General features: G+C 53.4%; 21 protein-coding genes. 20 read left to right on the top strand and 1 reads right to left on the bottom strand.

Annotated features, from left to right (window positions below):
* Nucleotides 1-350: 350 nt before the first annotated feature.
* On the bottom strand, nucleotides 351-3,788 hold the full coding sequence (locus HMPREF2625_RS05095; RefSeq protein ID WP_246826677.1) for a hypothetical protein: 3,438 nt from the start codon (nucleotides 3,786-3,788) through the stop codon (nucleotides 351-353).
* Between the two features lie 601 nt (nucleotides 3,789-4,389).
* On the opposite strand from HMPREF2625_RS05095, the gene rpsJ reads away from it, so the two are divergent.
* The 20 genes from rpsJ (at nucleotide 4,390) to rpmD (ending at nucleotide 16,924) form a co-directional block, all read left to right on the top strand.
* Nucleotides 4,390-4,698, top strand: coding sequence for a 30S ribosomal protein S10 (gene rpsJ / locus HMPREF2625_RS05100; protein ID WP_004005287.1), 309 nt, complete (start codon nucleotides 4,390-4,392; stop codon nucleotides 4,696-4,698).
* A 13-nt stretch (nucleotides 4,699-4,711) separates the two neighbouring features.
* A complete protein-coding gene (gene rplC, locus HMPREF2625_RS05105) occupies nucleotides 4,712-5,368 on the top strand; it encodes a 50S ribosomal protein L3 (RefSeq protein WP_004005286.1) in 657 nt (218 codons plus the stop codon).
* Between the two features lie 6 nt (nucleotides 5,369-5,374).
* On the top strand, nucleotides 5,375-5,992 hold the full coding sequence (gene rplD, locus HMPREF2625_RS05110) for a 50S ribosomal protein L4 (protein ID WP_070522454.1): 618 nt from the start codon (nucleotides 5,375-5,377) through the stop codon (nucleotides 5,990-5,992).
* A complete protein-coding gene (gene rplW / locus HMPREF2625_RS05115) occupies nucleotides 5,992-6,294 on the top strand; it encodes a 50S ribosomal protein L23 (protein WP_004005284.1) in 303 nt (100 codons plus the stop codon). Before rplD ends, rplW begins: the two co-directional genes overlap by 1 nt.
* Before the next feature lie 42 nt (nucleotides 6,295-6,336).
* Nucleotides 6,337-7,173 (top strand): 50S ribosomal protein L2, encoded by an 837-nt coding sequence (gene rplB, locus HMPREF2625_RS05120; RefSeq protein ID WP_070522457.1) that lies wholly within the window; start codon nucleotides 6,337-6,339, stop codon nucleotides 7,171-7,173.
* Nucleotides 7,174-7,185: 12 nt separating this feature from the next.
* Complete coding sequence (gene rpsS / locus HMPREF2625_RS05125; protein WP_004005282.1) at nucleotides 7,186-7,467, top strand: 30S ribosomal protein S19; 282 nt, start codon at nucleotides 7,186-7,188, stop codon at nucleotides 7,465-7,467.
* A gap of 59 nt (nucleotides 7,468-7,526) precedes the next feature.
* Nucleotides 7,527-7,892 (top strand): 50S ribosomal protein L22, encoded by a 366-nt coding sequence (gene rplV, locus HMPREF2625_RS05130; protein WP_013397614.1) that lies wholly within the window; start codon nucleotides 7,527-7,529, stop codon nucleotides 7,890-7,892.
* On the top strand, nucleotides 7,893-8,690 hold the full coding sequence (rpsC, locus tag HMPREF2625_RS05135) for a 30S ribosomal protein S3 (protein WP_004005280.1): 798 nt from the start codon (nucleotides 7,893-7,895) through the stop codon (nucleotides 8,688-8,690).
* Nucleotides 8,691-9,107 (top strand): 50S ribosomal protein L16, encoded by a 417-nt coding sequence (rplP, locus tag HMPREF2625_RS05140; protein WP_004005279.1) that lies wholly within the window; start codon nucleotides 8,691-8,693, stop codon nucleotides 9,105-9,107. It abuts the gene before it with no gap.
* A gap of 5 nt (nucleotides 9,108-9,112) precedes the next feature.
* Nucleotides 9,113-9,352, top strand: a complete 240-nt coding sequence (rpmC, locus tag HMPREF2625_RS05145; RefSeq protein WP_013397613.1) for a 50S ribosomal protein L29 — start codon at nucleotides 9,113-9,115, stop codon at nucleotides 9,350-9,352.
* Entirely contained in the window at nucleotides 9,349-9,621 is a 273-nt protein-coding gene (gene rpsQ, locus HMPREF2625_RS05150; protein WP_004005278.1) for a 30S ribosomal protein S17, read from the top strand. The genes rpmC and rpsQ overlap by 4 nt, the downstream gene beginning before the upstream one ends.
* 306 nt (nucleotides 9,622-9,927) lie before the next feature.
* On the top strand, nucleotides 9,928-11,922 hold the full coding sequence (locus HMPREF2625_RS05155) for an S-layer homology domain-containing protein (protein WP_070522460.1): 1,995 nt from the start codon (nucleotides 9,928-9,930) through the stop codon (nucleotides 11,920-11,922).
* 1,453 nt (nucleotides 11,923-13,375) lie between these two features.
* A complete protein-coding gene (gene rplN / locus HMPREF2625_RS05160; protein ID WP_004005276.1) occupies nucleotides 13,376-13,747 on the top strand; it encodes a 50S ribosomal protein L14 in 372 nt (123 codons plus the stop codon).
* 3 nt (nucleotides 13,748-13,750) lie between these two features.
* The gene (rplX, locus tag HMPREF2625_RS05165; protein ID WP_004005275.1) at nucleotides 13,751-14,086 is read left to right on the top strand and encodes a 50S ribosomal protein L24; all 336 of its coding nucleotides are present in this window, start codon (nucleotides 13,751-13,753) and stop codon (nucleotides 14,084-14,086) included.
* On the top strand, nucleotides 14,086-14,646 hold the full coding sequence (rplE, locus tag HMPREF2625_RS05170) for a 50S ribosomal protein L5 (RefSeq protein WP_004005274.1): 561 nt from the start codon (nucleotides 14,086-14,088) through the stop codon (nucleotides 14,644-14,646). Before rplX ends, rplE begins: the two co-directional genes overlap by 1 nt.
* Before the next feature lie 73 nt (nucleotides 14,647-14,719).
* Nucleotides 14,720-15,118, top strand: coding sequence for a 30S ribosomal protein S8 (rpsH, locus tag HMPREF2625_RS05175; protein ID WP_004005273.1), 399 nt, complete (start codon nucleotides 14,720-14,722; stop codon nucleotides 15,116-15,118).
* A gap of 27 nt (nucleotides 15,119-15,145) precedes the next feature.
* Nucleotides 15,146-15,682 (top strand): 50S ribosomal protein L6, encoded by a 537-nt coding sequence (gene rplF / locus HMPREF2625_RS05180; protein ID WP_004005272.1) that lies wholly within the window; start codon nucleotides 15,146-15,148, stop codon nucleotides 15,680-15,682.
* Nucleotides 15,683-15,684: 2 nt separating this feature from the next.
* Entirely contained in the window at nucleotides 15,685-16,047 is a 363-nt protein-coding gene (rplR, locus tag HMPREF2625_RS05185) for a 50S ribosomal protein L18 (RefSeq protein WP_004005271.1), read from the top strand.
* A 29-nt stretch (nucleotides 16,048-16,076) separates the two neighbouring features.
* Complete coding sequence (gene rpsE, locus HMPREF2625_RS05190) at nucleotides 16,077-16,718, top strand: 30S ribosomal protein S5 (protein ID WP_172461391.1); 642 nt, start codon at nucleotides 16,077-16,079, stop codon at nucleotides 16,716-16,718.
* Complete coding sequence (gene rpmD / locus HMPREF2625_RS05195) at nucleotides 16,718-16,924, top strand: 50S ribosomal protein L30 (protein WP_004005265.1); 207 nt, start codon at nucleotides 16,718-16,720, stop codon at nucleotides 16,922-16,924. Before rpsE ends, rpmD begins: the two co-directional genes overlap by 1 nt.

Consider the following 16,924-nt stretch of genomic DNA (forward strand, 5'->3'; position numbering starts at 1 on the left):
GGGACTTCTACGTTTAACACTCCGCAGTCCTGGAGAGAGGGCGCTTCTGTGAGCGATAGTTTGTGTTTGGTATCTAGCCCCGGTGGAATTCCCCTAACCATAAGCACGGCTGGGGGAGGGCATGTCGGGGTGGATTGGGCACCTTCTTTTAGCGTGTCTTGCTTGGGCAGGCTTTTCTAGAACACGCTAAAAGGTAACGGGGTAAATAGTCCGGGATTGCATTACTTCACCTTACCCGTGCCTCCCTTATCCTCTCCATAAAAAGAGCCTTGATAGTGAATGAAGCGAAGTTTCCAATGCTTTGTTCACCATCAAGGCTCTTTTGTAGGAGCTAGAACATCAGGAATATTCTAGGCTTGACTACTTCCGTTCGGGTTGTTGTGCTGTTGTGAGTATCCAGGATACTGTGCCTGACCATTGGGCTGGTTATAGCCTTGGTAAGGCTGCTGCCCTGCCCATGGCCCCTGTCCGTAAGGTGCGGATGCAGCATTTGGAGGAACGAATCCGGCAGGCGCGCCCTGATACGGGTTCTGCGGAAGAGCGGTAGCCTGCTTATCCGCTGAAGGCCCCTGATCGCGAGCCAGCAAACGCCACACAACACCAGCAATGAGAAGTACCGAGATAATCATAAGCGTGAGCGGGTTGAGCCCGTTGAGCAGAAGCGCAAGATCTACCGTAACGAGAGCCGCGCTGACAAATACCCAGATACGGTCAAGAACAACGCTGACAAGTGCAGTCAGGAGAATGCCCAAGAGCATGATGACCGCACCTTGCTGAAGGTAACCAGTGCCCCATGCCATGATGGTGAGGAGCCCCTGTAATCCTATAGCCGTGTAGAGCAACGCCGCAGAGATACCTTGCTGAGCGGGGCGTTTCTCGATGAGGTTCCGGAGTATCTTAGATGCCACAACAGCAAGCAGAATGAGGATCGCAGCTTCCAGCAGGCTCTGGAAGAACCCTGTTACCGAGAAATCCAGAAGGATTCGTGTAGTAAATGCCACCGGTGCGGCAACGATGGCTGTTGGCAGCATACGCTTAGTGCTGACGGAGGCAAAGCTCAAAGCTGTAAGACCCCACAGCAGAGCGCTCTGTACTGTATCTTCGGAAGCAATCGAAGCAAGAGTCCAGAAGGCGATAGCTATGATTGCTGGAACCATCAAAAAGGTGTTGTGCGGGCCGTAGAATCGGGTGCTGTCATTACGCTGAGAAACCAAATAGTTTTTCGAGGATCGGGCGGGCCCGTGGAGCGGAAGCTGAATAACTTTCGCTGAGTTCTCCAACTGCACGTTAAGAGGCTGAAGCGAATCATACTTGCCGGGGATCTCGCGCTTCAGCAGAGTTGTTAGACCGTAGAGGACTGCACTGCATAGGGCAGCGGCAAGACCCTGGTAGATAACATATTCAGAGAACCGCACATGATTGAAGTTCAGCATATGATTGGTAACGGTATAACCTGTCAAAAGCAACGCGATAGAGGCGCATACTCGGAGCATAGCCAGGTTCGCTGCCTCCCCGAGCCCCCACAGCACTAGAACAGCAAGGGGACAGAAGATGGCGGTGAACAGAGCGTTGTCTGAGTACGCGAAGGGAGCGATGAAGCCGGGCAGACACGCTGTGTAGAAGATAATGTAAAACACAGTTCGTTCGCGTGGCTGGCGGCGAGTCATGTACAGAATTCCACTCAGCAGACCTTGAATAAGGAGCAGTCCAGAGGCGGTGAGGAACACCTGATTAGAGGCAATGCTATTGGAAGCCCACAGCACAATGACTGACCACAGCATCGGGAACCTAGACGTCATAAACATAATATGACGTTCCGAGGTTTCTTGAGGAATAATGTAAGACATTCCAAACATATAGATGCTGGTCAGAACCAGAACCCCGACTGCCCACCAATCCCCAGCGGGGAAGAGATAGTTCATCGATGTTGCTGCAATGCCTAAACCGCATAACGTGAGATAGATGCAGATGAGAGGCACAATCTTTTGATCTTTATACGCACTCGATGCTCGGAGCGTCAAGAAGCCAAGAGCCAGAACCGCGAGAAGAGCGACAACATAGAGCGAGGTATCAAGGGGTGGGTCAACAACCTCGCGGGGAGTCCACGTGAAGATCGAACGCAGCAGAAAGAATACAACTGCCATGACAAGGTACACCAGAATTTCCCGGAAGGCTGTCAGAGAACGTTTCTGGGGCAGCATCTCGTAACGGAGCGCGGCGAACAATCCAAGAGCGGTAATGGTGAGAGCACCTGCTAGGAGGATACCTCGTACGCCCCATCCGAGCTGAAGCGTAAAGAGCAGGTGCATGGTACCTAGGAAGAGGAATATCTTTGTTGTACTCGATACAAGGAGCTGAGGTAGCTGAAGCTTGCGGGCGGTAAGCATGAGAATACCCGCTGTTACGAAGTACAGATAGAAAGCGGATTCGTGCTGGCCTAGCAACATCAGGCTTAACCCACTGCTTATTCCAGTGATCAGGTATACGTACTCCTGAGCAAGAAGATATTTGCGGTAGGCAACAATAATACCCACGCAAAGCACAGCAAATACCCATGCACGCGGAAAGGTAACACCGTCTAGATGTACAAGCAGCATAAATTCTAGCCCAGTTGGGAAAGAATCTATATTGGTCAGAAGCGCATGTGGAATTTCGATAAAAGTGACGAATGCAGCAAAAATAATGCTTATATAGGTATCAATCCGAACATCCCAGCGCATTATGGGATGCTTAGGTAGATTCGCCTTCATTTCACGCTGCATAAGGGGGTACCCTACCAAGACTGCGAGAAGGTGCAGCGCATATAGGCCCATGAGGACTATTGTGACGGTAATAGGCCTCTCTAAGCCCCAGCCGAAACTGATCAGGGCGATGAATGGGTAGAGGCGAGCCTGAATGTAGTAGTCAAGCTTGCGTTCCAGAGCGGTAAAGACGAAAGCATGAGCCGACATAACGGAGAAGACTATGCCCATATCAGAGCTACTCATCTGCGGTATAAAGAAGAGCACCACGATCGCTGTGACGGGAACGAAAATACGGGAGGATTCTAAAAGACCCTCACGCAAACCAGTAGGTACAAGGCGCGAATTCAGGCGTATGAGCAGGCCCAGGATAATGGCGAGTACTGTGAGCGCGACGAAGTACCACACAAAGGGGAGAGCAGCCACGTTCGTGGCGGCAAGCGCATCCGAGACGAAGAAAGAAATAAGAACATAAGCCATCACCCTGTTGCGCATAAAAGAGCAGGCCAGAATAATCGCAGCTGTGCCAACGAGTGAGACCAGCAGCCAGATAAGGCTTCCATCATTCCAAAACCCCAGAACATAGGTTGCGATACCGGTAAGAGGTAAAAGTGCTAAACCTGTGGCGGTGAATGAGTAAGATGCGATGCGCAAACGTGCCACGGTTTTGTAGGTAATAAGACCTGCGCTGTAGAAAAGTAAACTACCTAATCCTAGACCAGCTACACGAAGAATAACGCTGGTCCTATCTTGCGAGGTGATCGAAGTGATGAACAGCGCCGCAGAACCGATGAGGAGCAATGAGCCCAAGTAAAGCAGAACATTAAGGAAAAGGTCTTCGGCACGGCGGCGTGTCAAAGAACGGGTGGTCTGCTGGGGAGCCTGCATCGTTGCCTGTGACGGATCAGAATACCACGTTGTTTGTGGGTTTTGGCCCTGCCAAGGCATCTGTGCCTGAGGGTATGAATACCCGGCTGGTGTCTGAGGAGACTGCCCTGAACCCTGCGGCTGAGCACCGGAGGGGAATTCGTGGTTGGGGGTAGACATGATATTTACTCCTTTAATGATTTACCTATTTTCACCATAGACGAATGCGGAGCATAGATTCTTTGATTTGATGCTTTATTCGGCATAGAGGTTTCTGGAAAAAGAATGAGAGAATCCTGAATGCGAAATAACCGCATTTTTAAGGAGTAATTCTGGTTTTCGAGATTTCCTCTTGATAGATTCTCTGGACACTCAAACGATATGAAAAAATAAATTAATGAACCTCAGCATGAGAGTCAGGCAGGACTGCGAAACAACAATGCAGATCTTCGTAGATGGTTGTGTTTTTAACAACAACCTTTGATTCTGCTTGCGTGGGGTGATGAGTTTTGAGAGAATGGACGACGTTGTAAAAGCGTTTATCTGTTCTAGATAAGCCCACATATGACCCGGTCCGAGGAATGAAGGGACGAGTCTGTCTTACGGCAGGCGACACGCCCGAGTTCGGGGGTCGGTGCCCATGCGGGGTGAGGAACCCGGTTTTACCGGATTCAGTCCGTGGTGGGCGGCGCACGTGATGAATATATCGCGTTCCTTAAGCGCCATGATAAGGGGCACAAGCTCCGATACAGGGAATACATCAAGAAAGAGAGTCCGACAGATGGCGGGACAGAAAATCCGCATCCGTCTGAAGTCCTATGATCACGAGGTCATTGATTCTTCGGCACGGAAAATCGTCGAAACGGTAAAGGGTGCAGGCGCAACTGTAGTTGGCCCCGTGCCGTTGCCGACCGAGAAGAACGTATACTGCGTTATTCGTTCTCCCCATAAGTACAAGGACAGCCGCGAGCACTTCGAGATGCGTACGCACAAGCGTCTGATCGACGTTGTTGATCCGACCCCTAAGGCTGTTGATGCCCTCATGCGTCTTGACCTGCCGGCAGACGTGAACATCGAGATCAAGCTGTAGAGGATCGCATCTCATGACTAACAAATTCGAGCGCCAGGTGAAGGGTCTGCTGGGTACAAAACTTGGCATGACTCAGGTCTGGGACGAGGACGGCAAAGTTGTGCCGGTGACCGTCGTCAAGGCCGATTCTAACGTTATTACTCAGATCCGTAACCAGGAAACTGACGGCTACCACGCTGTGCAGATCGGTTTCGGTTCCATCGATTCTCGCAAGGTTACCAAGCCTCTGGCTGGTCACTTCGAGAAGGCCGGTGTTACTCCCCGTCGTCACCTCGTCGAACTGCGCACCGCAGACGCTGCTGAGTATTCCCTCGGTCAGGAATTGACCGTTGAGATGTTCGAGCCCGGTCAGAAGGTAGACGTCGTTGGCAAGACCAAGGGTAAGGGTTTCGCAGGTGTTATGAAGCGTCACGGCTTCAAGGGTGTTGGCGCATCGCACGGTCAGCACAAGAACCACCGTAAGCCCGGTTCCATTGGTGGTGCATCCTATCCCGCACGCGTGTTCAAGGGTATGCGCATGGCTGGCCGTATGGGCGCAGCTCGTCACACCACTTTGAACCTGACTATCCAGGGTGTGGACGCAGAGAACAATGTCCTGCTGATCAAGGGTGCAATCCCCGGTCCTAAGGGCGGCGTTGTTCTGGTTCGTACCGCTGTGAAGGGAGCCTAGTACATCATGGCTGTCAAAACCCTTAAGGTAGATCTGCCCGCAGAGATTTTCGACGCGCAGGCATCCGTACCCCTGCTGCACCAGGTTGTCGTTGCACAGCTTGCTGCCGCACGTCAGGGTACCCACAAAACCAAGAACCGTGGTGAAGTTTCCGGTGCAGGCCGTAAGCCCTTCAAGCAGAAGGGTACCGGTAATGCACGTCAGGGCTCCATCCGCGCTCCGCATATGACCGGTGGTGGCGTGGTGCACGGTCCGACCCCGCGTAACTACGCACAGCGCACCCCCAAGAAGATGATCGCTGCAGCACTGCGTGGCGCTCTCTCTGACCGCGCTCGTCACGACCGCATCCACGTGGTGGAGAACTTCATCTCTGGTGAGACTCCCTCGACTAAGGCTGCTAAGGCTGCATTCGCAGAACTTACCGATCGCAAGAACATTCTGTTCGTTATCGATCGTGCAGAGGATGTGCTGGCACTGTCCGCACGCAACCTGCAGAAAGTTCACGTGCTCTACGCAGATCAGCTCAACACCTACGATGTGCTGGTTTCGGATGATGTAGTCTTCACCAAGGCGGCATACGACGCGTTCGTAGCTGCTAATCAGAAGAAGGAGGGCGCTAAGTAATGAGCGTTTCCACCAAGTCCGTGTACGACGTAATTATCGCTCCTGTTGTTTCTGAAAAGAGCTATGGACAGATCGACGAAGACAAATACACTTTCGAGGTCGCTCCGGACTCAAACAAGCTTGAAATCAAGCAGGCTATCGAAACAATCTGGGACGTCAAGGTTGCTTCCATCAATACTATGAACCGTAAGGGCAAGCGGAAGCGCACCCGTTTCGGTTGGGGCTCTCGTAAGGACACCAAGCGTGCCATCGTGACCCTCAAGGAAGGCCGTATCGACATCTTCGGCGGTCCGCAGGCATAAGGCTCGCGGAGACCACTTTAACGAAGGAAAGAAATATCTCACATGGGTATTCGTAAGTATAAGCCGACGACCCCGGGTCGCCGCGGTTCGAGCGTTGCTGATTTCGTTGAAATCACCCGCTCCACCCCGGAAAAGTCCCTGCTTCGTCCGCTTCACAAGACCGGCGGCCGTAACAACACCGGTCGTATCACCACTCGTCATAAGGGTGGCGGACACAAGCGTCAGTACCGTCTGATCGACTTCCGCCGTCACGATAAAGACGGTGTGAATGCACGCGTTGCGCACATCGAGTACGATCCAAACCGTACCGCACGCATCGCACTGCTGCACTACTTCGATGGTTCTAAGCGCTACATTATCGCTCCGAACAGGCTCTCTCAGGGCGACATCGTCGAGTCTGGCCCTGCAGCCGACATCAAGCCCGGCAACAACCTGCCCCTGCGCAACATCCCCGTAGGTACCGTGCTCCACTGTGTTGAGCTCCGTCCCGGTGGTGGCGCAAAGCTGGCACGTTCCGCTGGTGCTTCGGTTCAGCTGGTTGCTAAGGAAGGCAAGTACGGTCAGCTCCGTCTGCCCTCCGGCGAAATCCGTAACGTGGATGTTCGCTGCCGTGCAACCGTGGGCGAAGTTGGCAACGCAGAGCAGTCCAACATCAACTGGGGTAAGGCTGGCCGCAACCGTTGGAAGGGCATCCGTCCGACCGTTCGTGGTGTGGTTATGAACCCGGTTGACCACCCGCATGGTGGTGGTGAGGGTAAGACCTCCGGTGGTCGTCACCCGGTTAACCCCAACGGTAAGCCCGAGGGTCGTACTCGTCGTCCCAATAAGGAAAGCGACAAGCTCATCGTTCGTCGCCGTCGTACTGGCAAGAAGCGCTAAGGAGCCTGACACATGCCTCGTAGTTTGAAGAAGGGCCCTTTCGTTGATCAGCACCTCTACCTGAAGGTAGCGGCTCAGAACGAGAAGGGCACCAAGAATGTTATTAAGACTTGGTCCCGTCGCTCGATGATTATTCCCGATATGCTCGGGCACACCATCGCAGTGTACGACGGACGCAAGCACGTACCGGTATTCATTACCGAGTCGATGGTTGGGCACAAGCTCGGCGAGTTTGCACCCACCCGCACTTTCCGCAGCCATGTGAAGGACGACCGTAAGGGCAAGCGTCGCTAATCGGATAATCCGATTAGTTAACGTTTCCTTTTCGGCATAAGACGAAAGAGAGATAGGCAATGGAAGCCAAGGCATCGGCGCGTTTTGTTCGCGTTACGCCTATGAAGGCCCGCCGTGTCGTCAACCTGATCCGTGGTAAGCAAGCGGAAGAGGCTCTGGCGATTCTGAAGTTCGCACCCCAGGGCGCTTCAGAACCGGTATATAAAATCGTTGCTTCGGCAATAGCAAACGCTCGTCAGAAGGCGACCCAGGAAGGTCTGCCGTTCCGCGAGGAAGAGCTGTTCGTCAGCGAAGCATTCGTGAATGAAGGTCCGACCATGAAGCGCATTCAGCCCCGCGCGCAGGGTCGTGCATACCGTATCAACAAGCGCACCAGCCACATCACCGTGGTAGTTGCTACCCCGGAGAAGGAGGAGGACCGCTAAATGGGTCAGAAAATTCACCCGAACGGTTTCCGACTGGGCATTACCACCGAGCACGTCTCCAAGTGGTTCGCTGATTCCAACAAGCCCGGCGAGCGTTACGCAGACTTCGTTCGCGAAGATGTGAAGATCCGCGAGCTTTTGGCAAAGAACCTGGATCGTGCGGGCGTTGCAAAGGTTGAGATTGAGCGTACCCGTGACCGTGTGCGTGTGGATATCCACACCGCGCGTCCCGGTATCGTCATCGGCCGCCGTGGCGCTGAAGCAGACCGCATCCGTGGCGAGCTTGAGAAACTGACCGGCAAGCAGATTCAGCTGAACATTCTTGAGGTTTCTAACCCCGATCTGTCAGCTCAGCTGGTTGCTCAGAGCATTGCAGAACAGCTTGCAGCGCGTGTTGCATTCCGCCGTGCTATGAAGAAGGCAATCCAGTCCGCACAGCGTGCAGGCGCAAAGGGTATTCGTATCCAGTGCTCCGGTCGCTTAGGCGGCGCTGAAATGTCCCGTTCCGAGTTCTACCGTGAAGGTCGTGTGCCCCTGCACACCCTGCGCGCGAACATCGATTACGGTTTCTTCGAAGCCAAGACTACCTTCGGTCGTATTGGTGTGAAGGTCTGGATCTACAAAGGCGACTTGACCGACAAGGAACTGGCAGCTCAGCAGGCAGCCAACAACCGTCGCGGCAACCGCCGTGATGGTGATCGCCGCCGCTCCGGTGGCCGTGGTCCCCGTCGTGAACGCCGCAACGAGAATGCTTCGGCAAACACCGAAGCCAAGACTGCAGAGAACGGTGAGGCATAAATGCTTATTCCCCGTCGAGTAAAGTTCCGTAAGCAGCACCACCCCAAGCGTCATGGTCTCGCAAAGGGCGGCACCGAGGTTAGCTTCGGTGAATGGGGCATTCAGGCTCTTTCGCCCGCATATGTGACCAACCGTCAGATTGAGGCTGCACGTATTGCAATGACCCGTCACATCAAGCGTGGCGGTAAGGTCTGGATTAACATTTACCCGGACCGTCCGTTGACCAAGAAGCCTGCCGAAACTCGTATGGGTTCCGGTAAGGGTTCACCCGAGTGGTGGGTCGCTAATGTTAAGCCCGGTCGAGTCATGTTTGAGATCGCCGGTGTATCCGAAGAGGTGGCTCGCGAGGCGCTGCGCCTGGCAATCCACAAACTCCCGATGAAGGCACGTGTTGTGCGTCGCGAAGGTGGTGAATAAGCGAGATGGCAGTTGGATCCAAGGATCTGAGCATCGATAAGCTCGCAGAGCTCTCCAACGAAGAGCTGGCTGCAAAGCTGAGCGAATCGAAGAAGGAACTCTTCAACATCCGTTTCCAGGAAGTCACCGGTCAGGCTAACGCTGGTCGTCGCCGCACCATCAAGCGTGATATCGCACGTATCTACACCGTGCTGCGTGAGCGCGAGCTCGGTATTCGTCCCGCAACCGAAGGTGAGTCCAAGTGAGTGAAGTAAAGAACGAAGAGCGCGGCTACCGTAAGTCCCGCCGCGGCTACGTTGTCTCCGACAAGATGGACAAGACCGTTGTCGTCGAGGTCGAGGATCGCGTGAAGCACGCTCTATACGGCAAGGTTATGCGCCGTAGCTCCAAGATCAAGGCACACGACGAGCAAAATGTCTGCGGCGTTGGTGACTATGTTCTGTTGGCAGAGACTCGTCCGCTGTCCGCTACCAAGCGTTGGCGTGTCGTGGAGATCCTAGAGAAAGCTAAGTAAGCGCCTAGGACTCTGCTTGAGCACTATACGAGGTAGGGCCTCTTCCCCCATAATTCCATGGGGGAGAGGCCCTACCTCTATGTTCTATACGTCTCTTATATGAAAGATGTGCAGATGATGAAACGAAATATGTTCCAATACTTTATGAAAACTTTACTTTTTGAATATGGTTGAAAATCCGCTCTAGTATTGCTTACTATCGAAGGTACGCTTACTAAGTAAAACCTATATTTGACGTGGTTTCGCTGATTAGTGAGCTTCTAGGGCGTTATGCCCCCGACACACTGCATACTGAGGAACACAGACATGAATCCTTCATCTAATCACGGCATATCTCGACCCACGCAGAGAGCGTTAGCATCTGCTGGAGCCGTATCGCTTGTGATGGCATCGTTAAGCGCGATGCCTGCATCGTTCGCTAACGAGCAACAGCCCGCTCCCCACGACAACAGTTCTGGTTGTCGTAATATTGCGATCACCGCTGATCGATACCAGGGGCTTCCGGGCGAATATCAGCTGGCATATTCCAACTACACCCGGAACCTTTATACAACATTCTCAAATGGACGTCCGCCCGTTTACACCGGCGGCATTGGAGTGTGGACAACCTACGGCGAAATCCCAACCCTCGATGAAGTTATGCTGCCGGGAACCGTAGATTTCGTACCCAGCGGGCAGACCGAAGCGACAAGTAAGCAACTTGCTTCTCCTGACGGTATTGCGATTGATGATGCACACGGTACTATCTGGGTAACCCAGACTCGTACCAACTCGGTAACCGTGTACGATCTGTACACCAAGAAGGAACTGTGGACCAGCTACGATGCGCAGAATCCGGAAAACGGGTCTGTATCGCGTCCTCGTGAGGTTAAGGTTGATGCGAAGTCAGGGAAAGCATTTGTTTCTGGTTCTGGCGGCGTTACCGTGTTCGACTTGAAGAGCCACCAGGTTATTCAGAAGATTAACTTTACTAGTTCCGATGGCTCTGCTGATACGGGCATGAATATGGAGCTGGATTCCGAAGGTGGTCGCCTCTACGTACCTTCGCTGAACTCGGGAACGCTGAAAGCTATCAATACCGAAACTCTCGCTGTTGAGCAGACCATTGAGCTGCATAAAGAAGTGGCAGACGCGCAGCTGCGTCCCTCCGATGTAACGATTGATAAGTCTCTGGGTGAAATCTATGTTTCGTCCCAGGGCGATATGGACCGCGAGACAAAAGTTTCTAAGGGGAACTCTGGTATCACGGTTTACGATTTGAAGACGGGCGAGTACAAGAAGAGCATTAATTTCGGGAAACAGACGCTGGCGATTACTGCCGACGAAGAGCATGACGTGGTTTATGCTACCGATTTTGCCACCGGAAAGATCGGCGTTATTGACGGTCGTACCGGCTTCATCACGCATGAGGTGAGCACGGGGGCAGAAGGCGGAGCTAACGACGTTCTCGTAACCCCCGAAGGCGAAGTCTACGCGGTTGTCAGAGACAAGTTTGCTGATAACGTGACGACGGGGTACACGCTGGATCCCACCACCGGTAAATTTAAAGAGGCGGCAAGTGCTGAACCCAAGGGTGAGAACGGCGCAGATACTCCGATCACGGTAAATTCCCTTGTCAAGATTACTCCGACGTTTACTGCTGTTCCAAATATTCCTCAGTGCGATCCCGTGCAGACTCAGCAGGTTGTCGCCACGACTTCAACAGCAGGTGCTGTATATCCTAGGGGCACCAGCACAGTTCCCGCGCAAACCAAGGCTGATACCCCCGTTTTCTCGGATGTTCCTGAAGGTTCTCCCTTTTACGCCGATATTCAGTGGTTGGCGCATCAAAGGCTTTCTTTTGGGTGGACTGATGGTACCTATCGCCCCCAGCAGCCGGTAGATCGTGGGGCTATGGCGGCGTATTTTTACCGTCTAGCGGGTTCTCCCGAAGTAGCACTTCCTGAGATCTCACCTTTTAAAGATGTCGATTCGTCGCATCCTTTCTACAAAGAGATTGTGTGGATGTCCCAGCAGGGCATTACAACTGGGTATGAGGATGGAACTTATCGTCCCGGCATATCGGTAGATCGTGGAGCAATGGCGGCTTTCTTCTTCCGTTATGCGAAGGTGACAAACTATGAGGCACCGCAGACTCCTCAGTTCAAGGACGTCGATCGCAATAATCCGTTCTACCGCGAGATTTCCTGGTTTAAGGACCAGCACATCACGACTGGCTGGGTTGACGGCACTTTCCGTCCGAACGAGCCTATTCAGCGTGCTGCGATGGCGGCTTTCATCCACCGATTCGCCGTCAAATAAATAAGAGGCAACATAAGCGAGTACGCGGTTACCGAGGCGGTGCTTACCCCATGTTCGTGGGGTAAGCACCGCCTTGTTACTGTTATTTGGAGTATTCGAGATAAATCCATTGCTCAGGTGAACGTGGGTATGAGAGAGCCATGATCTTGAGTGAGTACCGCTGCTATTTGCCTAAATAGTAGAGAATAACGCCGCGACCTTCGACGGTGACGGCGTTATTTGACAGTTAAAAGCGGTTCGGCTCCTGCAGACGGACTAGCAAGGAATATGGGACCCAAGAAATCTGTCTGATAAGAGCCGAACCTGTAAAATGACGCAAGCGTCTTAACCATTATGATGCAAAATGTTAGATTTTGCATCATGTTCACGAATAAAAGAGAAAAAATCTTGTTAATTCATGAAGTTATCTATCTTTATATCCGTAATGTGTCTAATATGCAGGTACACGAGTCTTAAGGGTCATAAGCCAATTTCATCCAGGAAGTACAGAGCTTCGGGCGTTTTATAGAGTATGTTGCGTTATGGTGCTGGTAGGAACTTATTTAAGGGCAATGTTCGCTTCGATATGGGACATGCTAAGTGGCAGAGCATATGATGGGTAGAAATTTCCGAGCCCCTCATGCGGAAGACAGTGACATGGTTCAAATCTTGAGCCTCACAATTTGTAAAGCTCATGAGAATCTTGAGCAGCATCAAGTTGGGGCCAATCCTAAAACTCATAAGCTTTTTTGTTAGCGGAAGTTTCAAACATGCTCGCACGCGTGGGAATGCCGTTGCGACAACCGCCCGCGTTAACCCGAATACCTTGGTATCGAGACGCTTGCAAAATGACCGGTTGCACTGGATGAGCATCTTCAAACAGCAGGGCAGTACTACCTGCAAAGCCCATATGGTTCGGTACTCGATAACCGCGACAGTAATGTTTGGGTGGGCGGCGCAAACACCGTCAGTGATGGTACACGCGCAGGATAATTTTTCACCAGTATAGAACCCCGTCCGAGTTGCAGAACCTGAAGGGTCTGACAGCGATACTCCCGATGCGACGGTTGCGTTAACCCGCAAGATGGTGCCATTCAGCGGATACCCCCGCACTGTCTTCTAATAATCTGAGAATTTGTGCATTGAAGCCCGGTATGATGCGCTATGCCTCACGATAAATCCTTTGAAATATCAGGAAAATTCCGGTAAAATTTTAAGACTGTGTGGCTATACCCAGATATAGTCTCATAACCACGGGTTTCTCGTGCCAGTGCATAATGCCGCTATAACGGGTGGATACGCCCGCTTACGCGGGTCCAAATGCTCCTGGCATGGGTTACCCCAGGCGTTTCCGCTAACCCGCGCATCCTTATGATGCTGTGGGCCCGGGGCGTCAATCAATCCCGTAAAAATGTTCCGCAAGGCTGGCTCGCGCCTGAAGGCGAGTCGGAACCGGCGAGACGACAGGAGAAATATGATTCAGCAGGAGTCGCGACTGAAGGTCGCCGATAACACTGGTGCGAAGGAAATCCTGACCATCCGTGTGCTTGGTGGTTCCTCGCGTCGCTACGCAGGCATCGGCGATATTATCGTCGCAACCGTCAAGGATGCAATTCCTGGCGGCACTGTTAAAAAGGGTGACGTTGTGAAAGCAGTCGTCGTCCGTACCAAGAAGGCAACCCGTCGCGCAGACGGATCCTACATCAAGTTCGACGAGAACTCAGCAGTTATTCTGAAGAACACTGATGGTGATCCCCGTGGTACCCGTATCTTTGGTCCCGTTGGTCGTGAACTTCGCGATAAGAAGTTCATGAAGATTGTTTCGCTGGCTCCGGAGGTGCTCTAACTTATGGCTAAGATCAAGTCCGGCGACCTGGTTCAGGTTATTTCCGGTGCAGACAAGGGTAAGCAGGGCAAAGTTCTGAAGGTTATCCCCAAGGAAAACCGCGTGATTGTTGAGGGCGTTAAGGTCGTCACCAAGCACACTAAGGCAAACCCCGTAACCGGCGCAGCAGGCGGTATTCAGAAGGTGGAGGCACCGATTCACGTTTCGAACGTAGCAATCGTTGATCCTGAGACCGAGAAGCCGACCCGTGTTGGTTTCCGCGAAGAGACTGTAGAGCGTAATGGCAAGCAGCGTACCGTTCGCGTGCGCGTTGCTAAGCGTTCGGGGAAGGATATCTAATGAGCGAGACCAAGATTACCCCCCGCTTTAAGACCAAGTACGCTGAGGTTGTCGTCCCCGCGCTGCAGGAAGAGTTCAAATACCAGAACGTCATGCAGACCCCGAAGTTCGTTAAGGTCGTCGTAAATATGGGTGTTGGCGAGGCAGCTCGCGATGCAAAGCTCATGGACGGCGCTATCCGCGATCTCACCGCTATTACCGGTCAGAAGCCGGTTGTAACCCGTGCCAAGAAATCCATCGCACAGTTCAAACTGCGTGAAGGCATGCCAATCGGCGCACACGTTACCCTGCGTGGCGACCGCATGTGGGAGTTCCTGGACCGCCTGGTTACCCTGGCTCTGCCCCGTATCCGCGATTTCCGCGGTCTTTCCGATCGCCAGTTCGACGGTAACGGCAACTACACCTTCGGCCTCACCGAGCAGTCCATGTTCCACGAAATCGATCAGGATTCGATCGACCGCGTGCGTGGTATGGACATCACCGTGGTGACCAGCGCCAAGACCGACGATGAAGGCCGTGCCATGCTGAAGGCACTGGGCTTCCCGTTCAAGACCAACTAACGACTACGTTGCAGGTCCAGAGTCTGTTACCGCAGATTAGGGAAACCACAACGAGGAAGGGCTACAGCCCAAAATGACTATGACTGATCCGGTCGCAGATATGCTGACCCGTTTGCGCAACGCAAACTCCGCATACCACGACACCGTATCTATGCCCTACTCGAAGCTCAAGGCTCGCATCGCCGAGATCCTGAAGGCTGAGGGCTACATTGCCGATGTTAAGGAAGAGGAAGCAAAGGTTGGCAAGACCCTGACCCTCGTTCTTAAGTACGGTCCGTCCCGCGAGCGTTCCATCGCTGGCGTGCGTCGTATTTCCAAGCCGGGCCTGCGTACCTACGCAAAGTCCACGAACCTGCCTCGGGTTCTGGGTGGTCTCGGTACCGCTATTCTGTCCACCTCCTCGGGCCTGCTCACTGATAAGCAGGCTGCGAAGAAGGGTGTGGGCGGCGAAGTTCTCGCCTACATCTGGTAGTCGGTTAGAAGAGAAAGGAAGAGAAGAATGTCACGTATTGGACGTCTCCCCATCTCGGTTCCAGCCGGCGTTGAGGTAAAGGTCGATGGCAACCTGGTGACCGTTAAAGGTTCCAAGGGTGAGCTGAGCCACCAGGTGGCTTCCCCCATTACTGTTGCTCTAAACGACAATGAAATCGCGGTATCGCGCCCGAACGACGAGCGTGTTTCTCGCTCGCTGCATGGTCTGACTCGTACCCTGATTCAGAACATGATTATCGGTGTGACCAACGGCTATGAGAAGAAGCTGGAAATTGTTGGTACCGGTTACCGTGTGACCGCGAAGGGTAACGACCTGGAATTCGCTCTAGGTTACTCCCACCCGATTAGCGTTTCTGCACCCGAAGGTGTTTCCTTCGCCGTGGAAGGCGCTAACAAGCTGACCATTTCGGGTATCGATAAGCAGCTCGTCGGTCAGGTTGCAGCAAACATTCGTGGTCTGCGTAAGCCCGATCCCTATAAGGGCAAGGGTGTTCGCTACGCAGGTGAGCACATCCGCCGCAAGGTCGGAAAGGCTGGTAAGTAAACATGGCTATCAAGTCGAAGGCATCGCAGCGTGCACGCCGTCACGCTCGCATCCGCAAGTATGTTTCGGGTACCGCTGCGCGTCCGCGCCTGTGCGTCACCCGTTCGAGCCGTCACATGTTCGTTCAGGTTATCGACGATGTCAAGGGTGTGACCCTGGCATCCGCCTCCACTATGGAAGCAGAGCTTCGTGCCGCAACCGATCTGGACAAGACCGCTAAAGCAAAGCGCGTTGGTGAGCTTGTAGCAGAGCGCGCTAAGGCAGCCGGTATTGAAACTGTCGTGTTTGACCGCGGCGGCAACAAATACCACGGTCGTGTTGCAGCAGTTGCTGATGGCGCACGTGAAGGAGGTCTGGCACTCTAATGAGCGAACAGAACGTAAAGGAAACTCAGGTGAGCGAAGCAGTAGCAGCTGAAACCGCTGAGACTTCCAAGCAGCGCGAAGAGCGCCGCAACAACCGCGGCGAGCGTCGCGGTCGCGGTGATCGTAAGAACCGCGCACGCGAGGAGGAAAAAGACAAGTACATCGAGCGCGTGGTAACCATCAACCGTGTGTCCAAGGTCGTCAAGGGCGGTCGTCGCTTCAGCTTCACCGCTCTGGTCGTTGTTGGTGACGGTAATGGCATGGTCGGCGTTGGCTACGGCAAAGCTAAGGAAGTTCCAGCAGCTATTGCCAAGGGTGTTGAGGAAGCTAAGAAAAACTTCTTCCGTGTGCCCCGCATCGAGAACCGCACCATTCCCCACCGCGTACAGGGTGAGGAAGCAGCAGGCGTTGTGATGCTCCGCCCAGCAACCGCTGGTACCGGTGTGATCGCTGGTGGTCCGGTGCGTGCAGTGCTCGAAGCAGCAGGTATCCATGATGTGCTGTCGAAGTCTCTCGGTTCCTCGAACCAGATCAACATTGTTCACGCAACCGTTGCAGCACTCAAGCAACTGGAAGAGCCTCTGGCAGTTGCAGCCCGTCGTGGTCTGCCCAACGATGAGGTTATCCCCAGCTACCTGCGCAACACCAAGTCCGATAAGGCAGGTGCGTAATGGCTAAGCGTATTCAGCCCAGCGACGCAAAGCTGGAAATCACCCAGGTTAAATCCTATGTTGGTCAGAAGCAGAATATGCGCGACACCCTACGTTCCCTCGGCTTGAAGCGCCCGGGCAACAAGGTAGTGCGCACTGCCGACCCCGTCACCGTTGGCATGGTTAACACCGTTGCTCACCTGGTGAAGGTTGAGGAGGTCAAGTAA

This window comes from Rothia sp. HMSC064D08, assembly GCF_001809525.1.
Classification (GTDB): Bacteria; Actinomycetota; Actinomycetes; order Actinomycetales; family Micrococcaceae; genus Rothia; species Rothia dentocariosa.

What these genes read in the sequence shown, in the direction of transcription:
- HMPREF2625_RS05095 (WP_246826677.1), bottom strand. Translation starts at nt 3,788, where the DNA reads ATGTCTACCCCCAACCACGAATTCCCCTCCGGTGCTCAGCCGCAGGGT.
- rpsJ (WP_004005287.1), top strand. Translation starts at nt 4,390, where the DNA reads ATGGCGGGACAGAAAATCCGCATCCGTCTGAAGTCCTATGATCACGAG.
- rplC (WP_004005286.1), top strand. Translation starts at nt 4,712, where the DNA reads ATGACTAACAAATTCGAGCGCCAGGTGAAGGGTCTGCTGGGTACAAAA.
- rplD (WP_070522454.1), top strand. Translation starts at nt 5,375, where the DNA reads ATGGCTGTCAAAACCCTTAAGGTAGATCTGCCCGCAGAGATTTTCGAC.
- rplW (WP_004005284.1), top strand. Translation starts at nt 5,992, where the DNA reads ATGAGCGTTTCCACCAAGTCCGTGTACGACGTAATTATCGCTCCTGTT.
- rplB (WP_070522457.1), top strand. Translation starts at nt 6,337, where the DNA reads ATGGGTATTCGTAAGTATAAGCCGACGACCCCGGGTCGCCGCGGTTCG.
- rpsS (WP_004005282.1), top strand. Translation starts at nt 7,186, where the DNA reads ATGCCTCGTAGTTTGAAGAAGGGCCCTTTCGTTGATCAGCACCTCTAC.
- rplV (WP_013397614.1), top strand. Translation starts at nt 7,527, where the DNA reads ATGGAAGCCAAGGCATCGGCGCGTTTTGTTCGCGTTACGCCTATGAAG.
- rpsC (WP_004005280.1), top strand. Translation starts at nt 7,893, where the DNA reads ATGGGTCAGAAAATTCACCCGAACGGTTTCCGACTGGGCATTACCACC.
- rplP (WP_004005279.1), top strand. Translation starts at nt 8,691, where the DNA reads ATGCTTATTCCCCGTCGAGTAAAGTTCCGTAAGCAGCACCACCCCAAG.
- rpmC (WP_013397613.1), top strand. Translation starts at nt 9,113, where the DNA reads ATGGCAGTTGGATCCAAGGATCTGAGCATCGATAAGCTCGCAGAGCTC.
- HMPREF2625_RS05155 (WP_070522460.1), top strand. Translation starts at nt 9,928, where the DNA reads ATGAATCCTTCATCTAATCACGGCATATCTCGACCCACGCAGAGAGCG.
- rplN (WP_004005276.1), top strand. Translation starts at nt 13,376, where the DNA reads ATGATTCAGCAGGAGTCGCGACTGAAGGTCGCCGATAACACTGGTGCG.
- rplX (WP_004005275.1), top strand. Translation starts at nt 13,751, where the DNA reads ATGGCTAAGATCAAGTCCGGCGACCTGGTTCAGGTTATTTCCGGTGCA.
- rplE (WP_004005274.1), top strand. Translation starts at nt 14,086, where the DNA reads ATGAGCGAGACCAAGATTACCCCCCGCTTTAAGACCAAGTACGCTGAG.
- rpsH (WP_004005273.1), top strand. Translation starts at nt 14,720, where the DNA reads ATGACTATGACTGATCCGGTCGCAGATATGCTGACCCGTTTGCGCAAC.
- rplF (WP_004005272.1), top strand. Translation starts at nt 15,146, where the DNA reads ATGTCACGTATTGGACGTCTCCCCATCTCGGTTCCAGCCGGCGTTGAG.
- rplR (WP_004005271.1), top strand. Translation starts at nt 15,685, where the DNA reads ATGGCTATCAAGTCGAAGGCATCGCAGCGTGCACGCCGTCACGCTCGC.
- rpmD (WP_004005265.1), top strand. Translation starts at nt 16,718, where the DNA reads ATGGCTAAGCGTATTCAGCCCAGCGACGCAAAGCTGGAAATCACCCAG.